This window comes from Shewanella sp. 4_MG-2023, assembly GCF_030548015.1.
Classification (GTDB): Bacteria; Pseudomonadota; Gammaproteobacteria; order Enterobacterales; family Shewanellaceae; genus Shewanella.
The window spans coordinates 1-17,611 of sequence record NZ_JAUORL010000033.1 but is presented as its reverse complement, the minus strand read 5'-3'; the positions used below and the strand labels follow the sequence as shown (position 1 = coordinate 17,611).

Genomic DNA, 17,611 nt, shown 5'->3' with positions numbered 1-17,611 from the left:
TTCAATGCTTCATTGCCGCAATGGCTTTCATTGCGGCCTCGTTATCCTCTAGGGTTACTAGCATTACATAGCCTCTAGTGGTTGGCAGTAGCAAGGCATCGTCCCTTGTGAGTGACACCAGCGCCTTATCGCCGTTTTTAAGGGTAAACCATCCTAGTGAGTATCCGGCAATGCCTATGCCGTTTGTACGCCACTGTGGCGTTAATTCTAATTCAGTTGTTAAGTCCACTACTCTCACTTGCTGCCAAAGTAATTCATCCGTGTTGAAATCCTGACTGTAAAGGGGGATCGATAACGTCAAAGGCTTATTGTCAGGCTTTAGCGTCAACTGGCTATTATTGGTTTGATACAGGGTCCATGAGAACAGCATAAACAGGAATAAAATAATCCCGTAGCTAACATACAACGCAGTGCTCGGTAATTTCTTTACCCAAATCAGCGCCGTTAGCCCTACTAACCCAACCAGCACCCCGACAAAATTGAACATGCCGTGACTGCTTAATCCTGCTAATGCTATTTCAGTCATTTTTCCTACTTAGTGATGTGTTTTTATAAGGATACATCTTTATTCATTTTTCAATATTATCATAATCTTCATAACATGCTGACCGGCATAGTTTTATCACCCCAAATCTTGCCTAAAAATCAGTAACCATGATGAGTTAACATCTGAAATACACAAAAATGCCACCGTAAAGTAACCTCCACGGTGGCATTGCTATAGCGGCTTAGCCTTCAGAAACCTTACAAATCTAACGCCAGAACTTTTGAATTGCGTTGGAAGTTATACAGCTTCTTTTTCGCATTAGGCAGTTGTTCAACATCAACAATATTAAAGCCGAACTCCAAGAACCAATGAATACTGCGGGTGGTTAACGCAAACAGTTTCGAATAACCTCGAACCCGTGCTTGGCCAATAATATTGTTCAGCAACACACTGCCTCTGTCAGCATCACGATAGTCTTGATGCACCACTAAACAGGCAAACTCACCGGCATTGTCTTCTTCAAAGGGATATAACGCCGCGCAGCCAATGACTAAGCTATCGCGCTCAATCAACATAAACTGCTCAATTTCCATTTCTAGCTGCTCACGGGAGCGGCGCACTAGCACCCCTTGCTCCTCTAATGGGCGAATAAGGTCTAATACTCCACCGATATCGCCAATGGTGGCGCGTCTTAAGCGCTCAGCGCTTTCAGTAACAATTTGGGTACCAATACCTTCACGGGAGAACAACTCTTGTAGCAAAGTGCCATCTTCAAGGTAGCTCACCAAGTGACAACGTGGAATGCCATTACGACAAGCATCAATACTGGCCTTTAAAAATGCCATGGTGCCCACACAGGATTTACCCGCCGTTTGCATTTCATCCAAGATGGACTGCGCGCCATTTGGCATCAGCTCAGCAATCACCTCGCCGTCTTTGCCCAAAATGCCGTGGGTATTACTAAAACCAATAATTTTGTCGGCTTTAAGCTTTATAGCCACTTTGGTGGCCACTTCTTCGGCGGTTAAGTTAAAACATTCGCCAGTGACAGAAACCGCAATAGGCCCCATCAATACAATACAATTTTTTTCCAGCTGGCGTTCAATACCTTGAGTATCAATACGGCGCACTTTGCCCGTTAGGCAAAAATCCACCCCGTCATCGACTCCCAAAGGCTGAGCAATAACAAAGTTGCCACTGACAAGGTTGATTTGTGCATTTTGCATTGGGGTGTTGCCAAGGCTCATTGACAGCCTTGCTGTAATATCAAATTGCACTGAGCCTGCAACTTGTTTAATCACTTTTAATGAGTCTTCATCAGTAATGCGCACGCCGTTGTGATAACTCGGTTCAATACCCGCACTGTGCATGGCGCTATCAATTTGCGGCCTTGCGCCGTAGACCAACACCACTTTAATCCCTAAGGAGTGCAACAAGGCGACATCGTTTAAGATGCCTCTAAATTGATTATGCAGCAGGGCTTCGCCGCCAAGCATGACAACAAAGGTTTTTCCGCGATGAACATTAACGTATGGCGCTGAATGGCGGAAACCATCAACCAGCTCTGTGGTTCTTAAAGGCACATTAACCCCTAAACAAATAATCAATCAGAACAGTCAGTGACAAAACCACCAACAAATATAATTACGCAATAATATTGCATTTAAATTCACTTTAAAAGCATTTTATCGCATTAGTAATAGTTTTAGACCATAAATAGTGCCTATAAAGCAGTAAATAAGCTCACATAACCGCCAAATAGTTCAAATGGCGTTTATGCATAAGGCGGCAATATAGCGTCAATAAGTGAATAATGAAGACAAAATAAGCGTAACGACCTCTATCACTGTAAGGCGTTGTTTATAAAGCAAGAGAAAAGCATAACTGATTGAAATTGATAACGCGGAGATCTGGATTACATTTTTGACAGGCAAAAAAAAAGCCCCATAAAGGGACTTTTTTAAAAGAACAAAATCAATTACTTGATTTTAGCTTCTTTGTACATAACGTGCTGGCGAATAACTGGATCAAATTTCTTGATTTCCATTTTTTCAGGCATGTTACGCTTATTTTTTTCAGTAGTGTAGAAGTGACCAGTTTTAGCACTAGATACTAATTTGATCTTCTCACGATTACCTTTAGATTTAGCCATTTTCTATTATACCTTCTCGCCGCGGGCACGAAGTTCTTTAACAACAACTTCAATACCTTTTTTGTCGATGATACGGATACCTTTGGTAGATACACGTAGTTGCACGAAGCGTTTTTCTTCTTCTAACCAAAAACGGTGGTTTTGTAGGTTAGGTAAAAAACGACGACGAGTCGAATTTTTAGCGTGCGAACGGTTGTTACCAACCATAGGCTTCTTGCCAGTAACTTGGCATACTCTTGACATGTCAATCTTCTCCAAAAACAATTTTAAAACGCTCGAGCATTTATGTGCCTCGTGTGGCCGTCGCCCGAGGCACAAAGAGGGCGCATTTTATACACGATAACAAAAATAAGGTCAAGCGTTGTTTAATTTATCCACCCGCGTTCAGCAAAAGAAACTATCTCCTGATCGCCTACAACCATATGATCTAAAAGAGAAACATCGATAGTAGATAAGGCTTTTTTTAATCTGTCAGTAATTTGCCGATCTGCCTGACTTGGCTCTGCAATGCCAGACGGGTGATTATGACACACTATGACTGCCGCAGCTTTTTTTTCCAACACCAAGCTCACCACTTCACGTGGGTAGACTGATGCAGAATTAATCGTTCCGCGGAATAATTCTACAAATTGAATCACTCTATGTTGGCTATCCAACAATAGTAATGCAAACACTTCATAGGATCGGTCTGCTAATTGTCTCATTAAATAGTCCCGAGTTAAATCAGGATTTACCAAAATTTGCCCTCTACGCAGATTTTCTTGCGAAATTCGCTTAGAAATCTCCGATGCCGCCTGTAATTGGGCATATTTTACCGGCCCAACACCCGACAATTGGCAAACTTGACTACGCGGTGCACAAAATAAAGCCCTTAATCCGCCAAACTGACCAATCATATCTCGGGCAAGATCGACCGCATTTTGACCTGCTATGCCATTTCGCAGTAAAACCGCCAGTAACTCGGCATCCGATAAATGCCCTGCACCTAAATGTAATAATTTGTCTCTTGGCCCTTCTCCTTCAGGCCAGTCTTTAATCGCCATAAACACTCCTTGTTTAATGTCATCCGTGATGGGGGCACTCATACTTGTATGAGTAAGTTATAGATAGTGGGTAGCAATAACTTTTTGTAAATAGCGAGTTGTGACCCTTAGTTGTTGTGACCCTTAGCACATCATTATGGTCTATATTTTTAATTTCGGATCATCATCCTTATTTAGATTGTGATATCTTAGCCGCAATATCGCGATGAGCAGGATTGAGCAAAACATGCTGACAAATAAAAAAGTCCTTCTAGGCATAGGTGGTGGTATTGCTGCCTATAAAAGTGCCGACTTAATACGCCGCCTTAAAGAGCGCGGTGCTGATGTTCGTGTGGTCATGAGCCAAAGCGCCATGGAGTTTATTACCCCACTGACAATTCAAGCGCTATCAGGTCATCCTGTGGCCTCAGATTTACTCGATCCAGCAGCTGAAGCCGCAATGGGACATATTGAGCTCGCCAGATGGGCTGATGTGGTTATCGTCGCACCAGCGACCGCTAACCTCATTGCGCGTATTAATGCAGGTATGGCAGATGAACTGTTAACCACCACCTGCCTTGCTACTGAAGCGCCAATTATCGTTTGCCCAGCCATGAACCAGCAAATGTATCGCAACCTTGCAACCCAAGAGAACCTTGCCAACATTAAACGTAAAGGCATCACCGTTTGGGGGCCTGCCAGTGGCGATCAAGCTTGTGGCGAAGTCGGCCCAGGTCGAATGCAAGAGCCCTTGGCCATTGCTGAGCAACTGGTGCAGTATTTCGCCCCAGCTGAAAAACCATTAAACGGTTACAAATTGATCCTGACTGCGGGCCCAACCCGTGAAGCAATCGATCCGGTTCGATACATCTCTAACCATAGCTCAGGTAAAATGGGCTTTTCATTAGCCGCAGCCGCAACCCAAATGGGCGCTGAAGTCACCCTCATTAGCGGCCCTGTTAATCTGGCCACACCTTCAGGCGTTAAGCGCATCAATGTCGAATCAGCACAACAGATGTTAGATGCCGTCATGGAAAACATTGAAGACCAAGCTATTTTTATCGGCTGCGCTGCAGTGGCCGATTACCGCATCGCCACCGTCGCTGAATCTAAAATCAAAAAGTCGGCTGAGCATATGCAACTTGCGCTCGTTCGCAATCCTGATATCTTAGCCAGCGTTTCAGCGCTAAAAAATCGACCTTTCACTGTAGGTTTTGCTGCAGAGACCGATAACGTAGAAGAATATGCCCGTGGCAAGCTTGAACGCAAAAAATTAGATCTTATTGCTGCCAATGACGTATCAATTGCAGGTCTAGGGTTTAACGCCGATAACAATGCGCTGCAGGTGTTCTGGAAAGACGGTAGTGAAAAACTGCCCGCAACAGACAAACTGACACTGGCAACGCAATTACTTACTTTGATAGCAGCAAAGATTAAAACATCATGAAAACACCTGTAGAACTTAAACTTCTCGACTCGCGTATTGGCAGCGAGTTTCCTTTACCTGCTTATGCCACCCCAGGCAGTGCAGGTATGGACTTACGTGCCATGATTGATACCACTATGGTTATCGAGCCAGGTGAAACCGTATTAATCCCAACTGGCATAGCTGTACATGTTGCCGATCCAAGCTTAGCTGCCGTGATCTTGCCTCGCTCAGGCTTAGGTCATAAACATGGCATCGTATTAGGCAATTTAGTCGGCTTAATTGATTCAGACTACCAAGGCCCCTTAATGGTGTCTTGCTGGAACCGCAGCGATAAAGCCTACAGCATCGAAATAGGCGATCGTTTAGCGCAGTTAGTTTTTGTGCCTGTAGTACAGGCGCAGTTTACCTTAGTCGATGAGTTTGATACCTCAGAACGTGGTGAAGGTGGATTTGGTCATTCTGGCACCAAATAACCTTTACAAGTAGTCACAATCCTAGGAATAAATAATGGCGGCTAGCCCAAAAATAAATCGTCGTGAGCACATTTTACAGTGCCTTGCGCATATGCTGGAAACCAGCCCTGGTCAACGTATTACCACTGCTAAGTTGGCAGCTGAAGTTGGTGTTTCAGAAGCGGCGTTATATCGCCACTTCCCAAGTAAAGCGAGAATGTTTGAAGGCTTGATCGAGTTTATTGAAGATGCGATTTTATCGCGCTTGAATATCATCATGGATGAAGAAAAAGACACCATGAAACGTTGTGAGCTGGTACTGCAACTCTTACTGGTGTTTTCAGAGCGTAACCCGGGGATCTCACGGGTGCTCAATGGTGATGCACTTTTAGGTGAAAATGAACGTTTACGCAGCCGCATTAGCGCACTGTTTGCCAAAATTGAAACCCAAATCAAACAAATACTGCGTGAAAAAACCCTCCGTGAAGGCAAAGGTTTTAATATCGACGAAGCCATACTTGCCAACCTACTGCTTGCAGTAGCAGAAGGGAGAATCGCTCAGTTTGTGCGTAGTGAGTTCAAACAAAAGCCCACTAAGCACTTCGATGAACAGTGGCAGTTTATTCAGCAGCAACTGTTGAGAAGCTAACCTATTAGCATTGTTAATATCGCTTATTATGGTCGTTGAATTAACACAAAACAACAACATATCTAAAACGCACTTCGGTGCGTTTTTTATTGCCGATAAATTGTATTTGTTAATTAAATGTCGTACTTTGGCTTTAGTTTATCGATAGCTATCGATAAATATTACCACTACAAAAATTAACAAGGATGTTTATGAAACACACTGCTGTTATTGCAGCCTGTCTGCTGGCCTTTATTCCCTCAATATCTCATGCGGCATCATTATCTGATGCGAGCCTTTTCAGTAAAGGGGCAAAGTTTAGCGATGTCAAAATTTCTCCAGAAGGTGATTACCTCAGTGCATTAACTAGCCACAATGGCAAAAAAACCTTAGTTATTTTAGAAACAAAAACCAAAAAGCTGCTCAATGCGCTCAACTTTCCAGGTAATGCCGAAGTCGGCAATTATGTATGGGCAAACCATGAACGTATTGTGCTACAAAAAGTCTATTTAAAAGGTTGGTCCGACATTCCACAATATTATGGCGAATTATTTGCTATTAACGCTGATGGCTCACGCAAAAAATACTTATTTGGCTATAACAGTGGCGAGCAACAAACCGGTTCCCATATAAAGAAAAACACCGCTATTAATGCCACTGCATTCATACTTGATCCAATGCCAGAAAACAATAAACACATGCTGGTCAATGCGATACCATGGAGCAGTGCGCTTTCGAGAGGTTATGATAGCCTTCAAGATGTATATCGTGTCGATCTCTATACTGGTAAAAGACGCAAAATCGTTACCTCTCCCATAGGTAAAGCTAGCTTTTTAACCAATCATACAGGCGAAGTAAAATTTGTAGCTGGTATCGATAGTCAAAATAAAACCCAAATATTTTATCGCCATGAAGGCGATTGGCTGAACAGTAGCAAGCTTAATCTTGGTTTGACTGATTTTTATCCCATTTCATTCGCCAATAACCCTGACACCATTTTTGCCGCAGGCAGAGAAGACAATCACACCTTGGGGGTGTATAAAATTGATTTAACTAGCGGCGAAAAGCAACTGGTTGTTCAAGATGAAGATGTTGACCCAAGCAACTATTGGATTAATAAAAAAACCAAACAGCTTTATGCCGTCGAATTCGATAGCGGATATCCAACTTATGCCTTTGTAGATAAACAAGATCCCCACTCCAAACTAGTTAAACAATTGCTGGCATCACTACCTGGACATCAAATCCAAATAGTCAGTGAAACTAACGACGCTAAACTCGCTATCATTAAAGCCTTCAACGATCGCAACCCTGGTGATTACTACTTATTTGATACCGAAAACACCAAACTTGAATATCTTTTGTCTGAAAAAAGCTGGCTAGACCCTGATGCCATGGCTGAAGTGAAACCTATCAGCTTCACCAGTCGTGATGGCAAAACGATTTCTGGTTACCTCACCTTGCCCGCAGGTAAAGAAGCCAAAAACCTACCACTGATTGTTAACCCCCATGGCGGCCCACATTATATCCGCGACAATTGGGGTTTTGACCCACAAAATCAGTTACTGGCGAATCAAGGCATGGCGGTATTACAGGTTAACTTTCGAGGTTCAGGTGGTTTTGGTGGACAATTTCAACAAGATGGTTATCAAAAGTGGGGCTCTGAGATTCAATACGACATCATTGATGGCACCAAATATGTAGTTGACCAAGGTTTTGCAGATAAAGATCGCATTTGTATTGTGGGCGGCAGTTTTGGCGGCTACAGCGCCCTACAAAGTGCCATTATTGAGCCTGATTTATTCAAGTGCGCCATTGGCTTTGCCGGTGTTTACGATTTAGAAATGATGTTTGAAGAAGGTGATGTACAAGAATCTCGAAGTGGCACTAGCTATTTAAAAGATGTGCTTGGGGAAAACCCTCAACAACTTAAAGCCATGTCACCCGCCTTTAATACCGATAAGCTTAAAGCCAGCTTATTACTCGTTCATGGCGGCAATGATGAGAGAGCACCCATTGAGCAGTTAGAGTCATTAGAAAAAGGCTTAAAGCAGCACAAATACCCTTATCAAAAACTAGTCATGGATGATGAGGGTCATGGCTTTTATAATGATGAACATAGAGCCAAATACTACAATAAGATGTTGAGTTTTTTGAAAGATAATCTCAAGTTGTAATTTTGTCGCCTCACACCAAAGCCGATACTTGACTAAAAAGGTCGGCTTTTTTTATTTCAATAATATTAATTTGACCTAAATCACGTTATTATCCCGTCCCTGATCTTTGATGCAGCGCTTGCCCATAAAGCGTTAACGTCATTTTTAGCATACACTCATTAAGTATTACCCCTGTGGTTGGAGGATAAGATGGCACTAAGTGAAGCCGCGTTGAAAGTTAAAGCAGCACTAACTGAACAAGGGCTTGAAACCCCAATGCTGCCTCAAACTTACACAGCAGAAGAGCGTAAGCAGAAAATTGAGCATCATATGAAAGAAATCCTGACATTAATGTCGCTGGATTTATCGGATGATAGCTTGATGGACACCCCACGCCGTATTGCCAAAATGTATGTCGATGAAATCTTCTCCGGCCTTGATTACCAAAACTTCCCTAAAATCACTGTCATCGATAATAAGATGGGCGTTGATGAAATGGTGCGAGTGCAAGACATCAGCCTCACCAGCACCTGTGAGCATCACTTAGTGACCATTGATGGCTTTGCTACAGTTGCTTATCTGCCCCGTACTAAGATTATTGGCCTGTCGAAGATTAACCGCATCGTGCGCTTCTTTGCCCAGCGTCCACAAGTACAAGAAAGACTGACTCAGCAAGTGCTGGTTGCCCTGCAAACCTTGCTTGAAACCAAAGATGTGGCGGTAAAAATGGATGCGGTGCATTACTGTGTTAAATCTCGCGGCGTTATGGACTCAACTAGCTCAACCACCACCACTGCATTAGGCGGGATTTTTAAATCAAACCCTGCTACCCGCGCTGAGTTTTTACATCAATCTAAGTGCTAATTTGCTCGGTATAAATTGGTAGCATTGCCAAACAACAGAATCAAAAAAGCCAGTCATATGACTGGCTTTTGCTTTTAGCTTTAAGTGAAGACGGATTAAATACCGTATTGCTCGCGGTAAGCACTCACTGACGCTAGCTCTTTTTCCATACCTGGTTTTTCAGATAAGTAGCTGATCAAGTCAGACAGCTTAACGATAGACACGATGTCACAGCCAAAGTCACGCTCAACTTCTTGAATAGCTGATAACTCGCCTTTGCCTTTTTCTTGTCTGTCTAGGGCAATCAATACGCCTGCAAGGCTTGCATCATGGGCTTCAATGATTTCCATCGATTCACGAATTGCGGTGCCCGCGGTGATCACATCATCCACTAACATCACTTTGCCAGCAAGTTCACTACCCACTAATGAGCCGCCTTCACCATGAGTTTTCGCCTCTTTACGGTTAAAGCAATATGGCACATCTTTATCATGATGATCGCACAAGGCAACCACTGTGGTCGTTGCAATTGGAATGCCCTTATAAGCAGGGCCAAACACTAAATCGTAATCGATACCAGAATCAACTAATGCAGCAGCATAAAAGCGACCAAGACGTGCTAAATCACGACCCGTATTGAATAAACCCGCATTAAAAAAGTATGGGCTAGTACGGCCTGATTTTAAGGTAAACTCACCAAAGCGTAATACCTGACGCTCAAGCGCAAATTCAATAAACTCACGTTGATATGCTTTCACATTATCTCCTTTATACTGTTATCATTTTTTGTAGAATACATTTTAAAAAAGGGCCCTAATGGGCCCTTAATTCAAATCAATTTTTAGCTTAATGCCGCTTTCTGAATGTCCACGATTTCGCGGATGCCGTGCTTGGCTAACTCAAGTAAGCTTAATAGCTCTTCATGACTGAATGGCTCGCCTTCAGCAGTACCTTGGATCTCAATCATCTTACCGGTTTCTGTCATAACAACGTTCATGTCAGTTTCAGCAGCGCTATCTTCGATATATTCTAAATCGCAGATTGGCTCACCTTTATAAATACCAACACTAACAGCAGCAATAAGGAACTTAAGCGGGTTAGTTTTTAAAATGCCTTTACCACGCGCCCAGTTTAATGCGTCTACTAATGCAACACAGGCACCAGTAATTGCAGCAGTACGAGTACCGCCATCAGCTTGAATCACATCACAATCGATAACGATAGTGTTTTCACCCAATGCTTTCATGTCTACAGCAGCACGTAATGAACGGCCGATTAAACGTTGGATTTCTTGAGTACGACCAGACTGCTTACCACGTGCAGCTTCACGTTGCATACGGCTATGAGTCGAACGCGGAAGCATACCGTATTCAGCAGTTACCCAGCCTTGGCCTTGGCCTTTAAGAAAACGTGGTACGCCTTCTTCAAAACTGGCAGTACATAAAACTTTTGTGTCACCAAATTCAACCAACACCGAACCTTCAGCGTGAGCTGTAAATTGACGAGTAATCGTAACTGGACGAGATTGTGCAGGTGTTCTGTCGCTTGGACGCATATGCATTTCCTATAGTGTGGAATTGATGACTTAATTTCGCAGCATATTATAGTGACTTGTTTCAGTGGATGCCACGCTTAACAAAACCCTTATTGGATTTTTATTAACAAAACGGCACACTGAGGGATTAAATATTGTTTAAATGATGTGAGACACATGAAAATTGCCATCTTTGGTGCCGGCTCAACAGGCTGTTTTTTAGCAGGCGAACTCAAGCTCGCTAAGCTTGATGTCAGTGTTATTTGCCGGCCACGGATTAAACACAGCATTATTGAAAATAACGGTATTCGGCTTACCGACTATCAAGGCTTAGATCAACGCGTCATGCCAGATGCACTGATGACCGATATCAACCAGTCTGTTAATAAGAGCCGTAATAAAAGTGATAATAATAGCGGCGATAATGAGCAAATAACGCAATTCGATGTCATCTTTGTCACCCTAAAATGCCACCAACTCACCAGCATCATCGATGACTTATTAGCAATATCAACCCAGCAAAGCGCCATCGTATTAATGCAAAATGGCCTAGGTAGCCTTGAAATCCTTCAGCAAGCCTTTAAAAACCGCAATCAAGTAAGGCAAATCTTTCAGGGCATCACCCCGTTTAATGTATTGCAGCAAGACAACGCCAGCTTTCATAAAGGCACTGAAGGGGTATTTACCTTCGAAACATGCCCGCAAACTCACGCCATTGACACCGCGATGAACAATGCACAGGCAAATATCAGCTGCACATTAGCAACCGATATGACGGCCATTATTAATGGTAAATTACTGCTCAACCTCAATAACGCCTTAAACGCCATATGTGATGTACCGATAAAGCAGCAATTAAGCCAGCGCAAAACCCGAAAACTGCTGGCCATGGCAATGCAAGAGTGGCTTAAGGTCTGCAAACAAGCACACTTACCACTGGCCCAATTCACCAAAGTTAAACCCCGCTTGCTACCGCTGATTTTATCGCTACCTGATAGCTTATTTACCTTGATAGCAAAACCCATGTTGGCAATCGACCCGCACGCACGTTCATCGATGTGGCAAGATATACACGCACAGCGCCCCACAGAAATTGATTACCTAAATGGCGCAGTCGTAAAGCTTGGGCTCAACCACCAAGTGGCAACCCCAGTAAACAGCGCCATAGTCGCAGGAATTAAAAAATTAGAGCAAGGCAAGACAATCAGTATCGATGAGATTTACCGCATGATCCGAGCTTAACTCGCACCTATATAGCGCCAGCACTTACAGAAAGTTAGCCCTGATATACCGCTAGCATTGCTTTCAGCTAGATACAAAAAAGCCGAGCTCATCACTGCATGCAGCAACCAACTCGGCTTTTTAACGCCTTAAAACAATTAATAGTCGTAAATAGTCTCGCTAAATCTACTTAGTCTTTTTAATCATAGGCAGCACCAACAGCGCCACACCTACCACTAAAAATGGAATACTCAATAATTGCCCTGCACTCATGGTCCAATCTGTGGCATAAGCGGCTTGCTTAACCTTGACCATTTCGATGGCCCAACGTGCGCTGAATACGCTACACAAGAACAGTCCAAAAATAACCCCGTGCTTTTGTTTTAAGTTGGTAAATTTATACACAGCAAACAAAGCAATAAAGATAACTAAATAGCTAATGGCCTCATATAACTGCGCCGGATGGCGCGGCAGCATATCAATACGTTCGAAAATAATGCCCCACGGTTTAGTGGTCGGTAGCCCTAAAATCTCTGAATTGGCAAAGTTTGCCATCCGTACAAAAAAGCCAAATATCGCTGTCGCAATGGCTAAGCGGTCAAGTAAAAACAAAAACGGCATATCGGTTTTACGCTTGTAATAGTAAAGCGCTAAAATGGCACCTAAACCACCGCCATGGCTGGCTAAACCGCCTTCCCAAATGGCCAAAATCTTCATTGGATTGGCAAAATAATAACTTGGATCGTAAAAAAAACAGTGCGCTAAACGGGCGCCAACAATAATCCCCACCACACAATAAGTCAGTAGATTATCTAGCGATGCGACATCTAAACCTTCTTTTTTGTACATGTGCTTCATAACTTGAAAACCACTGGCAATGGCTACCGCAAACAAAGCCCCATACCAATGTACTTGTAAACCCATAAATGAAATTAATACTGGGTCGAGATTCCACACAAAATGGTCCAATTGACTACTCCAAACATTAACAACCACTCACGCAGCAGGCGTGAGCAAATAATTGCCGCTACTATAAACAATTCATCGGCTTAATTCGATGACTATGGTCACCACAGCAGACTATTTCCATGATAGGTAGACGACACTCGTACCTTAATCGCAATGCTGTGACTGATAAAAGCCGCTTAAGTTGCACACTAACCAGTATAAATAGCTCAAAAGCCAGTTGATAAAACTTGCTAAGCTTTGACCTTCACAATCAGCAGACTATAATCGACACACTATTTACGTTGCTAATTAATCAGGGTTCACAATGATCCAAAGTATGACCGCCTACGCTCGCATTGAGCACAAAGCCGAATGGGGCACAGCCTCGTGGGAAATCCGCTCAGTCAATCAACGCTACTTAGAAACCTACTTACGCTTACCAGAGCAAATGCGTAGCCTAGAGCCAGTATTGCGCGATCGCCTACGTAAACGCTTAAACCGCGGTAAGGTTGAGGTCAACTTACGTTATGAACTATCAGAGTCTGGCAGCAGTGAAATGCGCCTAAACCAAGACTTGGCCAAGCAACTACTTAACGCAGCAGAGTGGTTAAAGAAAGAATCTAGCCATGGCGAGCTTAACTTAGCCGACATTCTACGCTGGCCTGGTGTGATGTCTGGCGCAGAGCAAGACATGGGCGACATCAATAAAGACTTACTGGTGGCTTTTGATGGCGCTGTAGCGCAATTTATCGAAGCTCGCGGCCGTGAAGGTGAAGCAATCAATACTATGTTGCAAACCCGCCTAGACCAAATTGTTGAACAAGTGGCCATCGTGCGCGAGCACATGCCAGCCGTGATGCAATGGCAACGTGACAAGCTCACTAACCGTTTAGCCGAAATCACCGGCGAACTTGATCCAGCACGTATGGAACAAGAAATGGTATTGCTTGCACAAAAAATGGATGTCGCAGAAGAAATGGACCGCCTTGATGCACACGTTGCTGAAACGCGTTTAATCCTTAAAAAAGGTGGCGCACAAGGCCGCCGTTTAGACTTCATGATGCAAGAATTTAACCGCGAATCTAACACCCTAGCGTCTAAATCAATCAGCGCAGAAGTCACTGCAGCAGCGGTAGAGCTTAAAGTATTGATTGAGCAAATGAGAGAACAGATCCAGAATGTAGAGTAATTAGATTTACTTTTATAGCACGCAATAAAACCCAGCATCTGCTGGGTTTTGTGTTTGTGCCGATAAGTGTTTATCCATTGTCTAGGCAATCAAATTTCACACGCTATAACCGTTAAAATCACTTTTACACGCTATAGGCGGTAAGTTTGTATACCTTATCGCCTTCCCCTGCCTTAAAATCCATTCAAACCGCTGTTTTTAAAAGATTACCTTAATATTATTCACACCATTCATCTTTACAGGCATTTAAGTTATCCTGGCTGACAAATAGTAGATAACAACGAGCTTCAATGAATCAAGCAGGTATATACGAGCAACTCATTACCCAGTTGGTTGAGCACAACTTAGATCGTGATTCTTTTTATGTTGGTGAACGCACATTGGAAGCCGCTGAAGCGGCCACATTCTTATCTCGATTTTTAACCCGCATTATTGAAATCGCCATGGATTCTGTTCCCAATAGCGATACTAGAGTTCATCAGCAGATCAATTTAGCTAATGCTATCGTTCAGTGGCTCAGTACTCATATTCACGATAAAGAATTAATTAACGAAAACTTAATCGATAGCCAAGGAAAGATTCTTACTGCGCTATTTGATAAATCTAATCCCATTGCAGCTGATTTACCTAAGCACGTAGAAGCCATAATGCCAATCACAGGTCTCACGCAGAGTGAGTTATTTTGTGGCAGTAATGTGGGCGTTTCACTAGAAACTGAAATTAAAAGAGAGATCCTGTCATCTGACAAAATCTATTGGTTAGTTTCATTTATAAAGTGGGCAGGTATTCGAATATTTAAAAAAGAACTAGAATCTTTTACTCGCAGCGGTAAGCAATTAAAAATTATTACCACTTCATATATGGGCGCCACTGATGCAAAGGCGGTTGAGTTTCTAGCATCACTACCCAACACTGAAGTTAAACTTAGCTACAACACCAATCGTGAACGTTTGCATGCAAAATCCTATTTATTCATGCGTAACACGGGCTTTCACACCGGTTATATTGGTTCTTCTAACCTGTCACATTCAGCGTTAACAAGCGGCTTAGAGTGGAACCTAAAAATCACTTCTCAAGAAATCCCCCATATCATTGAAAAGTCGTTAAGTACTTTTGAAACCTATTGGGAGTCACCTGATTTTGAGTACTTTGACGGTAACATTGAAAGCCGTGAAAAATTGCATGTAGCACTGCAAGCAGCAAAGGGACAATTCAGTACCACAGCGCCGAGTTTCTATTTTGATATTCAGCCTCACTCTCACCAGCAAACCATTCTGGATAAGTTAAAAGTTGAACGAGCGCTACATGGCAGATACAGAAACTTGGTTGTTGCGGCCACCGGAACTGGGAAAACCATTATTTCAGCTTTTGATTTCGCACGCTTTTATCAAAATAATCCCGAAGCCAAATTCTTATTTATTGCCCATCGCGAAGAAATACTAAAACAAGCCCAAGCGGCATATCGTGGCGTGTTAAAAAATAGTGCCTTTGGTGAGTTATGGGTCGGTAATCACAAACCAACACAATTTCAGCAACTATTTGCCTCTATTCAAAGCCTAAATAATCAAATTGATAGCATAGCGTTGAGTGAAGATTACTTTGATTACATCGTCATTGACGAAGTACATCATATTGCAGCAAGTAGTTATAGAGCGGTATTACAGCATTTTGCCCCCCAAATTCTATTAGGCTTAACTGCAACACCGGAGCGCAATGACGGGGCAGATATTTTAACTGACTTTTGTAATGTCATTGCTGCTGAGATTCGCTTACCAGAGGCCATTAATCAAAGGCACTTATCGCCATTTCAATATTTTGCTATTGATGATGACACCGACTTAACACGAATATCTTGGTCAAAAGGTCGTTATGATATTGCCGAATTGACCCACCTCTATACTTATAACGATCAACGCCTACAGCGGATATTGCAAAGTCTTGACGAGATAATGACAGATATAACCCAAATGCGGGCGTTGGCATTTTGCGTTAGTAAAGCTCACGCAAAGTTCATGGCGCAAAAGTTTACCTTACATAATATTGCTTGTGGCGTATTAACTAGCGATAACAGTAACGACCGTGAAGTGTTGCAACAGCAGTTAAAATTAAAGCAAATAAATGTCTTGTTTGTGGTTGATATCTTTAATGAGGGGGTCGATATTCCCGAGTTAGACACCTTGCTTTTTTTACGCCCTACTGAAAGTTTAACTATATTTTTGCAGCAACTGGGTCGCGGCTTACGATTAACTAATGATAAAGAATGCTGCACCATTTTAGACTTTGTAGGTAACTCACGACCTGAGTATGATTTTTCCCATAAATTTAGAGCATTAGTGGGTAAAACTAATCAGCCGATCGCTAAAGAAATAAAGCAGGGTTTTCCGCATTTACCTTTAGGCTGCCGCATTGAGTTACAAGAAAAAACTCAATCCATGATCCTTAAAAATATTACCCAAGCTACCCTCAATAAAAATAAGCTTATTAGCTTAATCATCAATTACCCGCATGTGACCAACCTGCCTTTAACCTTGATTAACTTCTTGCATATCCACCCAAATATAAGCCTAGAAGACATTTACAAAGTTAAACATGACAAATTAGGAGGATGGACTGTATTGCTGGCATTGAGTAAAGGAGAAGAAGTATCGCCAGATAGCAAAACAATTTATGAAGCCTATTATCGTGCGATTAAGAATCGCTTATTGAGCTGTTCATCTATTTCCTATTTACGCTTTGTAAAAGCGCTCTGTGAAAGTAACTTCCATAATCATTCAACCAACGAGCGACTTTTAGCACTAATGTGCCATTATGATTTTTGGGATAAAACAGGTAAAAGCGCTGGATTTAACACTCTGAAAGACAGCCTGTTGGCCTTACAAAATCAAAGCTTACAAGATGAGTTGAGCCAAGTCATGTCTCTACTTATAGAAAGACTTGAAGTAAATGAATTCTCTATGCAAGTGGTTAATAATTCAGTGGTAGATACGTCACCATTAAAAATGCATGTTCGTTACCCAAAAGAGCATATTCTAGTGGCTTTTGGTGACAGTACTTTCGATAAAAAATCATCAAGCCGTGAAGGTATTTTAGATATACCAAATTCCAATGTTGCGCTGCTATTTGTTACTTTAAATAAATGTGAAAAACAATTCTCAGCAACCACCATGTATCATGATTATGCGATTAGCCCGACCCTGTTTCATTGGCAAACCCAAAATAGTTCCAAACCATGTTCAGGCCGAGGTTTGAGTTATATAAACCAAAGTAAAAACGGTAAAACATTCATTTTATTTGTCAGAGAACAAGCTAAGGATCAACACGGCAGAACCATGGGGTTTGTTAACTTTGGCCCTATCGATTTTGTGAAATATGAAGGTAGTCAACCGATGAATATCACATGGAAACTGAAACACCCTATGCCAGCCTATTTATGGCATCAAACCGCTAAACTCGCTGTGGGTTAAATCAAGCATAATCAAGCATAATCAAGCATAATCAAGCATAATCAAGCATAATCAAGCATAATCAAGCATAATCAAGCATAATCAAG

The 17,611-nt window shown here is 42.4% G+C and carries 16 protein-coding genes; 8 read left to right on the top strand and 8 right to left on the bottom strand.

The window, feature by feature from the left end:
• Nucleotide 1 precedes the first annotated feature (1 nt).
• The 5 genes from Q4546_RS15975 to radC all read right to left on the bottom strand — a co-directional run bounded on the left by Q4546_RS15975 (nucleotide 2) and on the right by radC (nucleotide 3,682).
• A complete protein-coding gene (locus tag Q4546_RS15975) occupies nucleotides 2–526 on the bottom strand; it encodes a PH domain-containing protein (RefSeq protein ID WP_102440198.1) in 525 nt (174 codons plus the stop codon).
• A 218-nt stretch (nucleotides 527–744) separates the two neighbouring features.
• The gene (argA, locus tag Q4546_RS15970) at nucleotides 745–2,070 is read right to left on the bottom strand and encodes an amino-acid N-acetyltransferase (protein ID WP_102440197.1); all 1,326 of its coding nucleotides are present in this window, start codon (nucleotides 2,068–2,070) and stop codon (nucleotides 745–747) included.
• Between the two features lie 395 nt (nucleotides 2,071–2,465).
• Nucleotides 2,466–2,639 carry a 50S ribosomal protein L33 gene (gene rpmG / locus Q4546_RS15965; protein WP_011494790.1) on the bottom strand — a complete coding sequence of 58 codons (174 nt, stop codon included), beginning with the start codon at nucleotides 2,637–2,639 and terminating at the stop codon, nucleotides 2,466–2,468.
• Between the two features lie 6 nt (nucleotides 2,640–2,645).
• Complete coding sequence (rpmB, locus tag Q4546_RS15960; RefSeq protein WP_055025225.1) at nucleotides 2,646–2,882, bottom strand: 50S ribosomal protein L28; 237 nt, start codon at nucleotides 2,880–2,882, stop codon at nucleotides 2,646–2,648.
• Nucleotides 2,883–3,004: 122 nt separating this feature from the next.
• A complete protein-coding gene (gene radC / locus Q4546_RS15955) occupies nucleotides 3,005–3,682 on the bottom strand; it encodes a DNA repair protein RadC (RefSeq protein WP_102440196.1) in 678 nt (225 codons plus the stop codon).
• Nucleotides 3,683–3,908: 226 nt separating this feature from the next.
• Here radC and coaBC point away from each other — a divergent pair, with 226 nt between their 5' ends.
• The 5 genes from coaBC to folE all read left to right on the top strand — a co-directional run bounded on the left by coaBC (nucleotide 3,909) and on the right by folE (nucleotide 9,190).
• Nucleotides 3,909–5,108: a bifunctional phosphopantothenoylcysteine decarboxylase/phosphopantothenate--cysteine ligase CoaBC gene (gene coaBC, locus Q4546_RS15950; RefSeq protein WP_102476564.1), complete on the top strand. Its 1,200-nt coding sequence runs from the start codon at nucleotides 3,909–3,911 to the stop codon at nucleotides 5,106–5,108.
• On the top strand, nucleotides 5,105–5,563 hold the full coding sequence (gene dut / locus Q4546_RS15945; protein WP_076538029.1) for a dUTP diphosphatase: 459 nt from the start codon (nucleotides 5,105–5,107) through the stop codon (nucleotides 5,561–5,563). The genes coaBC and dut overlap by 4 nt, the downstream gene beginning before the upstream one ends.
• A 34-nt stretch (nucleotides 5,564–5,597) precedes the next feature.
• Nucleotides 5,598–6,191: a nucleoid occlusion factor SlmA gene (slmA, locus tag Q4546_RS15940; protein ID WP_076538032.1), complete on the top strand. Its 594-nt coding sequence runs from the start codon at nucleotides 5,598–5,600 to the stop codon at nucleotides 6,189–6,191.
• Between the two features lie 185 nt (nucleotides 6,192–6,376).
• A complete protein-coding gene (locus tag Q4546_RS15935; protein ID WP_303446595.1) occupies nucleotides 6,377–8,347 on the top strand; it encodes a S9 family peptidase in 1,971 nt (656 codons plus the stop codon).
• Nucleotides 8,348–8,536: 189 nt separating this feature from the next.
• Nucleotides 8,537–9,190: a GTP cyclohydrolase I FolE gene (gene folE / locus Q4546_RS15930; RefSeq protein ID WP_303412471.1), complete on the top strand. Its 654-nt coding sequence runs from the start codon at nucleotides 8,537–8,539 to the stop codon at nucleotides 9,188–9,190.
• Nucleotides 9,191–9,285: 95 nt separating this feature from the next.
• On the opposite strand, the gene pyrE is transcribed toward folE, so the two are convergent.
• The gene (gene pyrE, locus Q4546_RS15925; RefSeq protein WP_303412469.1) at nucleotides 9,286–9,927 is read right to left on the bottom strand and encodes an orotate phosphoribosyltransferase; all 642 of its coding nucleotides are present in this window, start codon (nucleotides 9,925–9,927) and stop codon (nucleotides 9,286–9,288) included.
• An 83-nt stretch (nucleotides 9,928–10,010) separates the two neighbouring features.
• The gene (gene rph / locus Q4546_RS15920; RefSeq protein WP_102440192.1) at nucleotides 10,011–10,724 is read right to left on the bottom strand and encodes a ribonuclease PH; all 714 of its coding nucleotides are present in this window, start codon (nucleotides 10,722–10,724) and stop codon (nucleotides 10,011–10,013) included.
• A gap of 156 nt (nucleotides 10,725–10,880) precedes the next feature.
• On the opposite strand from rph, the gene Q4546_RS15915 reads away from it, so the two are divergent.
• A complete protein-coding gene (locus Q4546_RS15915) occupies nucleotides 10,881–11,945 on the top strand; it encodes a 2-dehydropantoate 2-reductase (protein ID WP_102520342.1) in 1,065 nt (354 codons plus the stop codon).
• Between the two features lie 165 nt (nucleotides 11,946–12,110).
• Here Q4546_RS15915 and lgt read toward each other — a convergent pair whose 3' ends face one another.
• A complete protein-coding gene (gene lgt / locus Q4546_RS15910; RefSeq protein ID WP_102520343.1) occupies nucleotides 12,111–12,893 on the bottom strand; it encodes a prolipoprotein diacylglyceryl transferase in 783 nt (260 codons plus the stop codon).
• Between the two features lie 304 nt (nucleotides 12,894–13,197).
• Between lgt and Q4546_RS15905 the strand changes: the two genes are divergently transcribed.
• Both Q4546_RS15905 and Q4546_RS15900 read left to right on the top strand, forming a co-directional pair.
• Nucleotides 13,198–14,061 (top strand): YicC/YloC family endoribonuclease, encoded by an 864-nt coding sequence (locus tag Q4546_RS15905; protein ID WP_102440189.1) that lies wholly within the window; start codon nucleotides 13,198–13,200, stop codon nucleotides 14,059–14,061.
• Nucleotides 14,062–14,351: 290 nt separating this feature from the next.
• Nucleotides 14,352–17,525 carry a DUF3427 domain-containing protein gene (locus tag Q4546_RS15900; RefSeq protein ID WP_303446594.1) on the top strand — a complete coding sequence of 1,058 codons (3,174 nt, stop codon included), beginning with the start codon at nucleotides 14,352–14,354 and terminating at the stop codon, nucleotides 17,523–17,525.
• Nucleotides 17,526–17,611 lie beyond the last annotated feature (86 nt).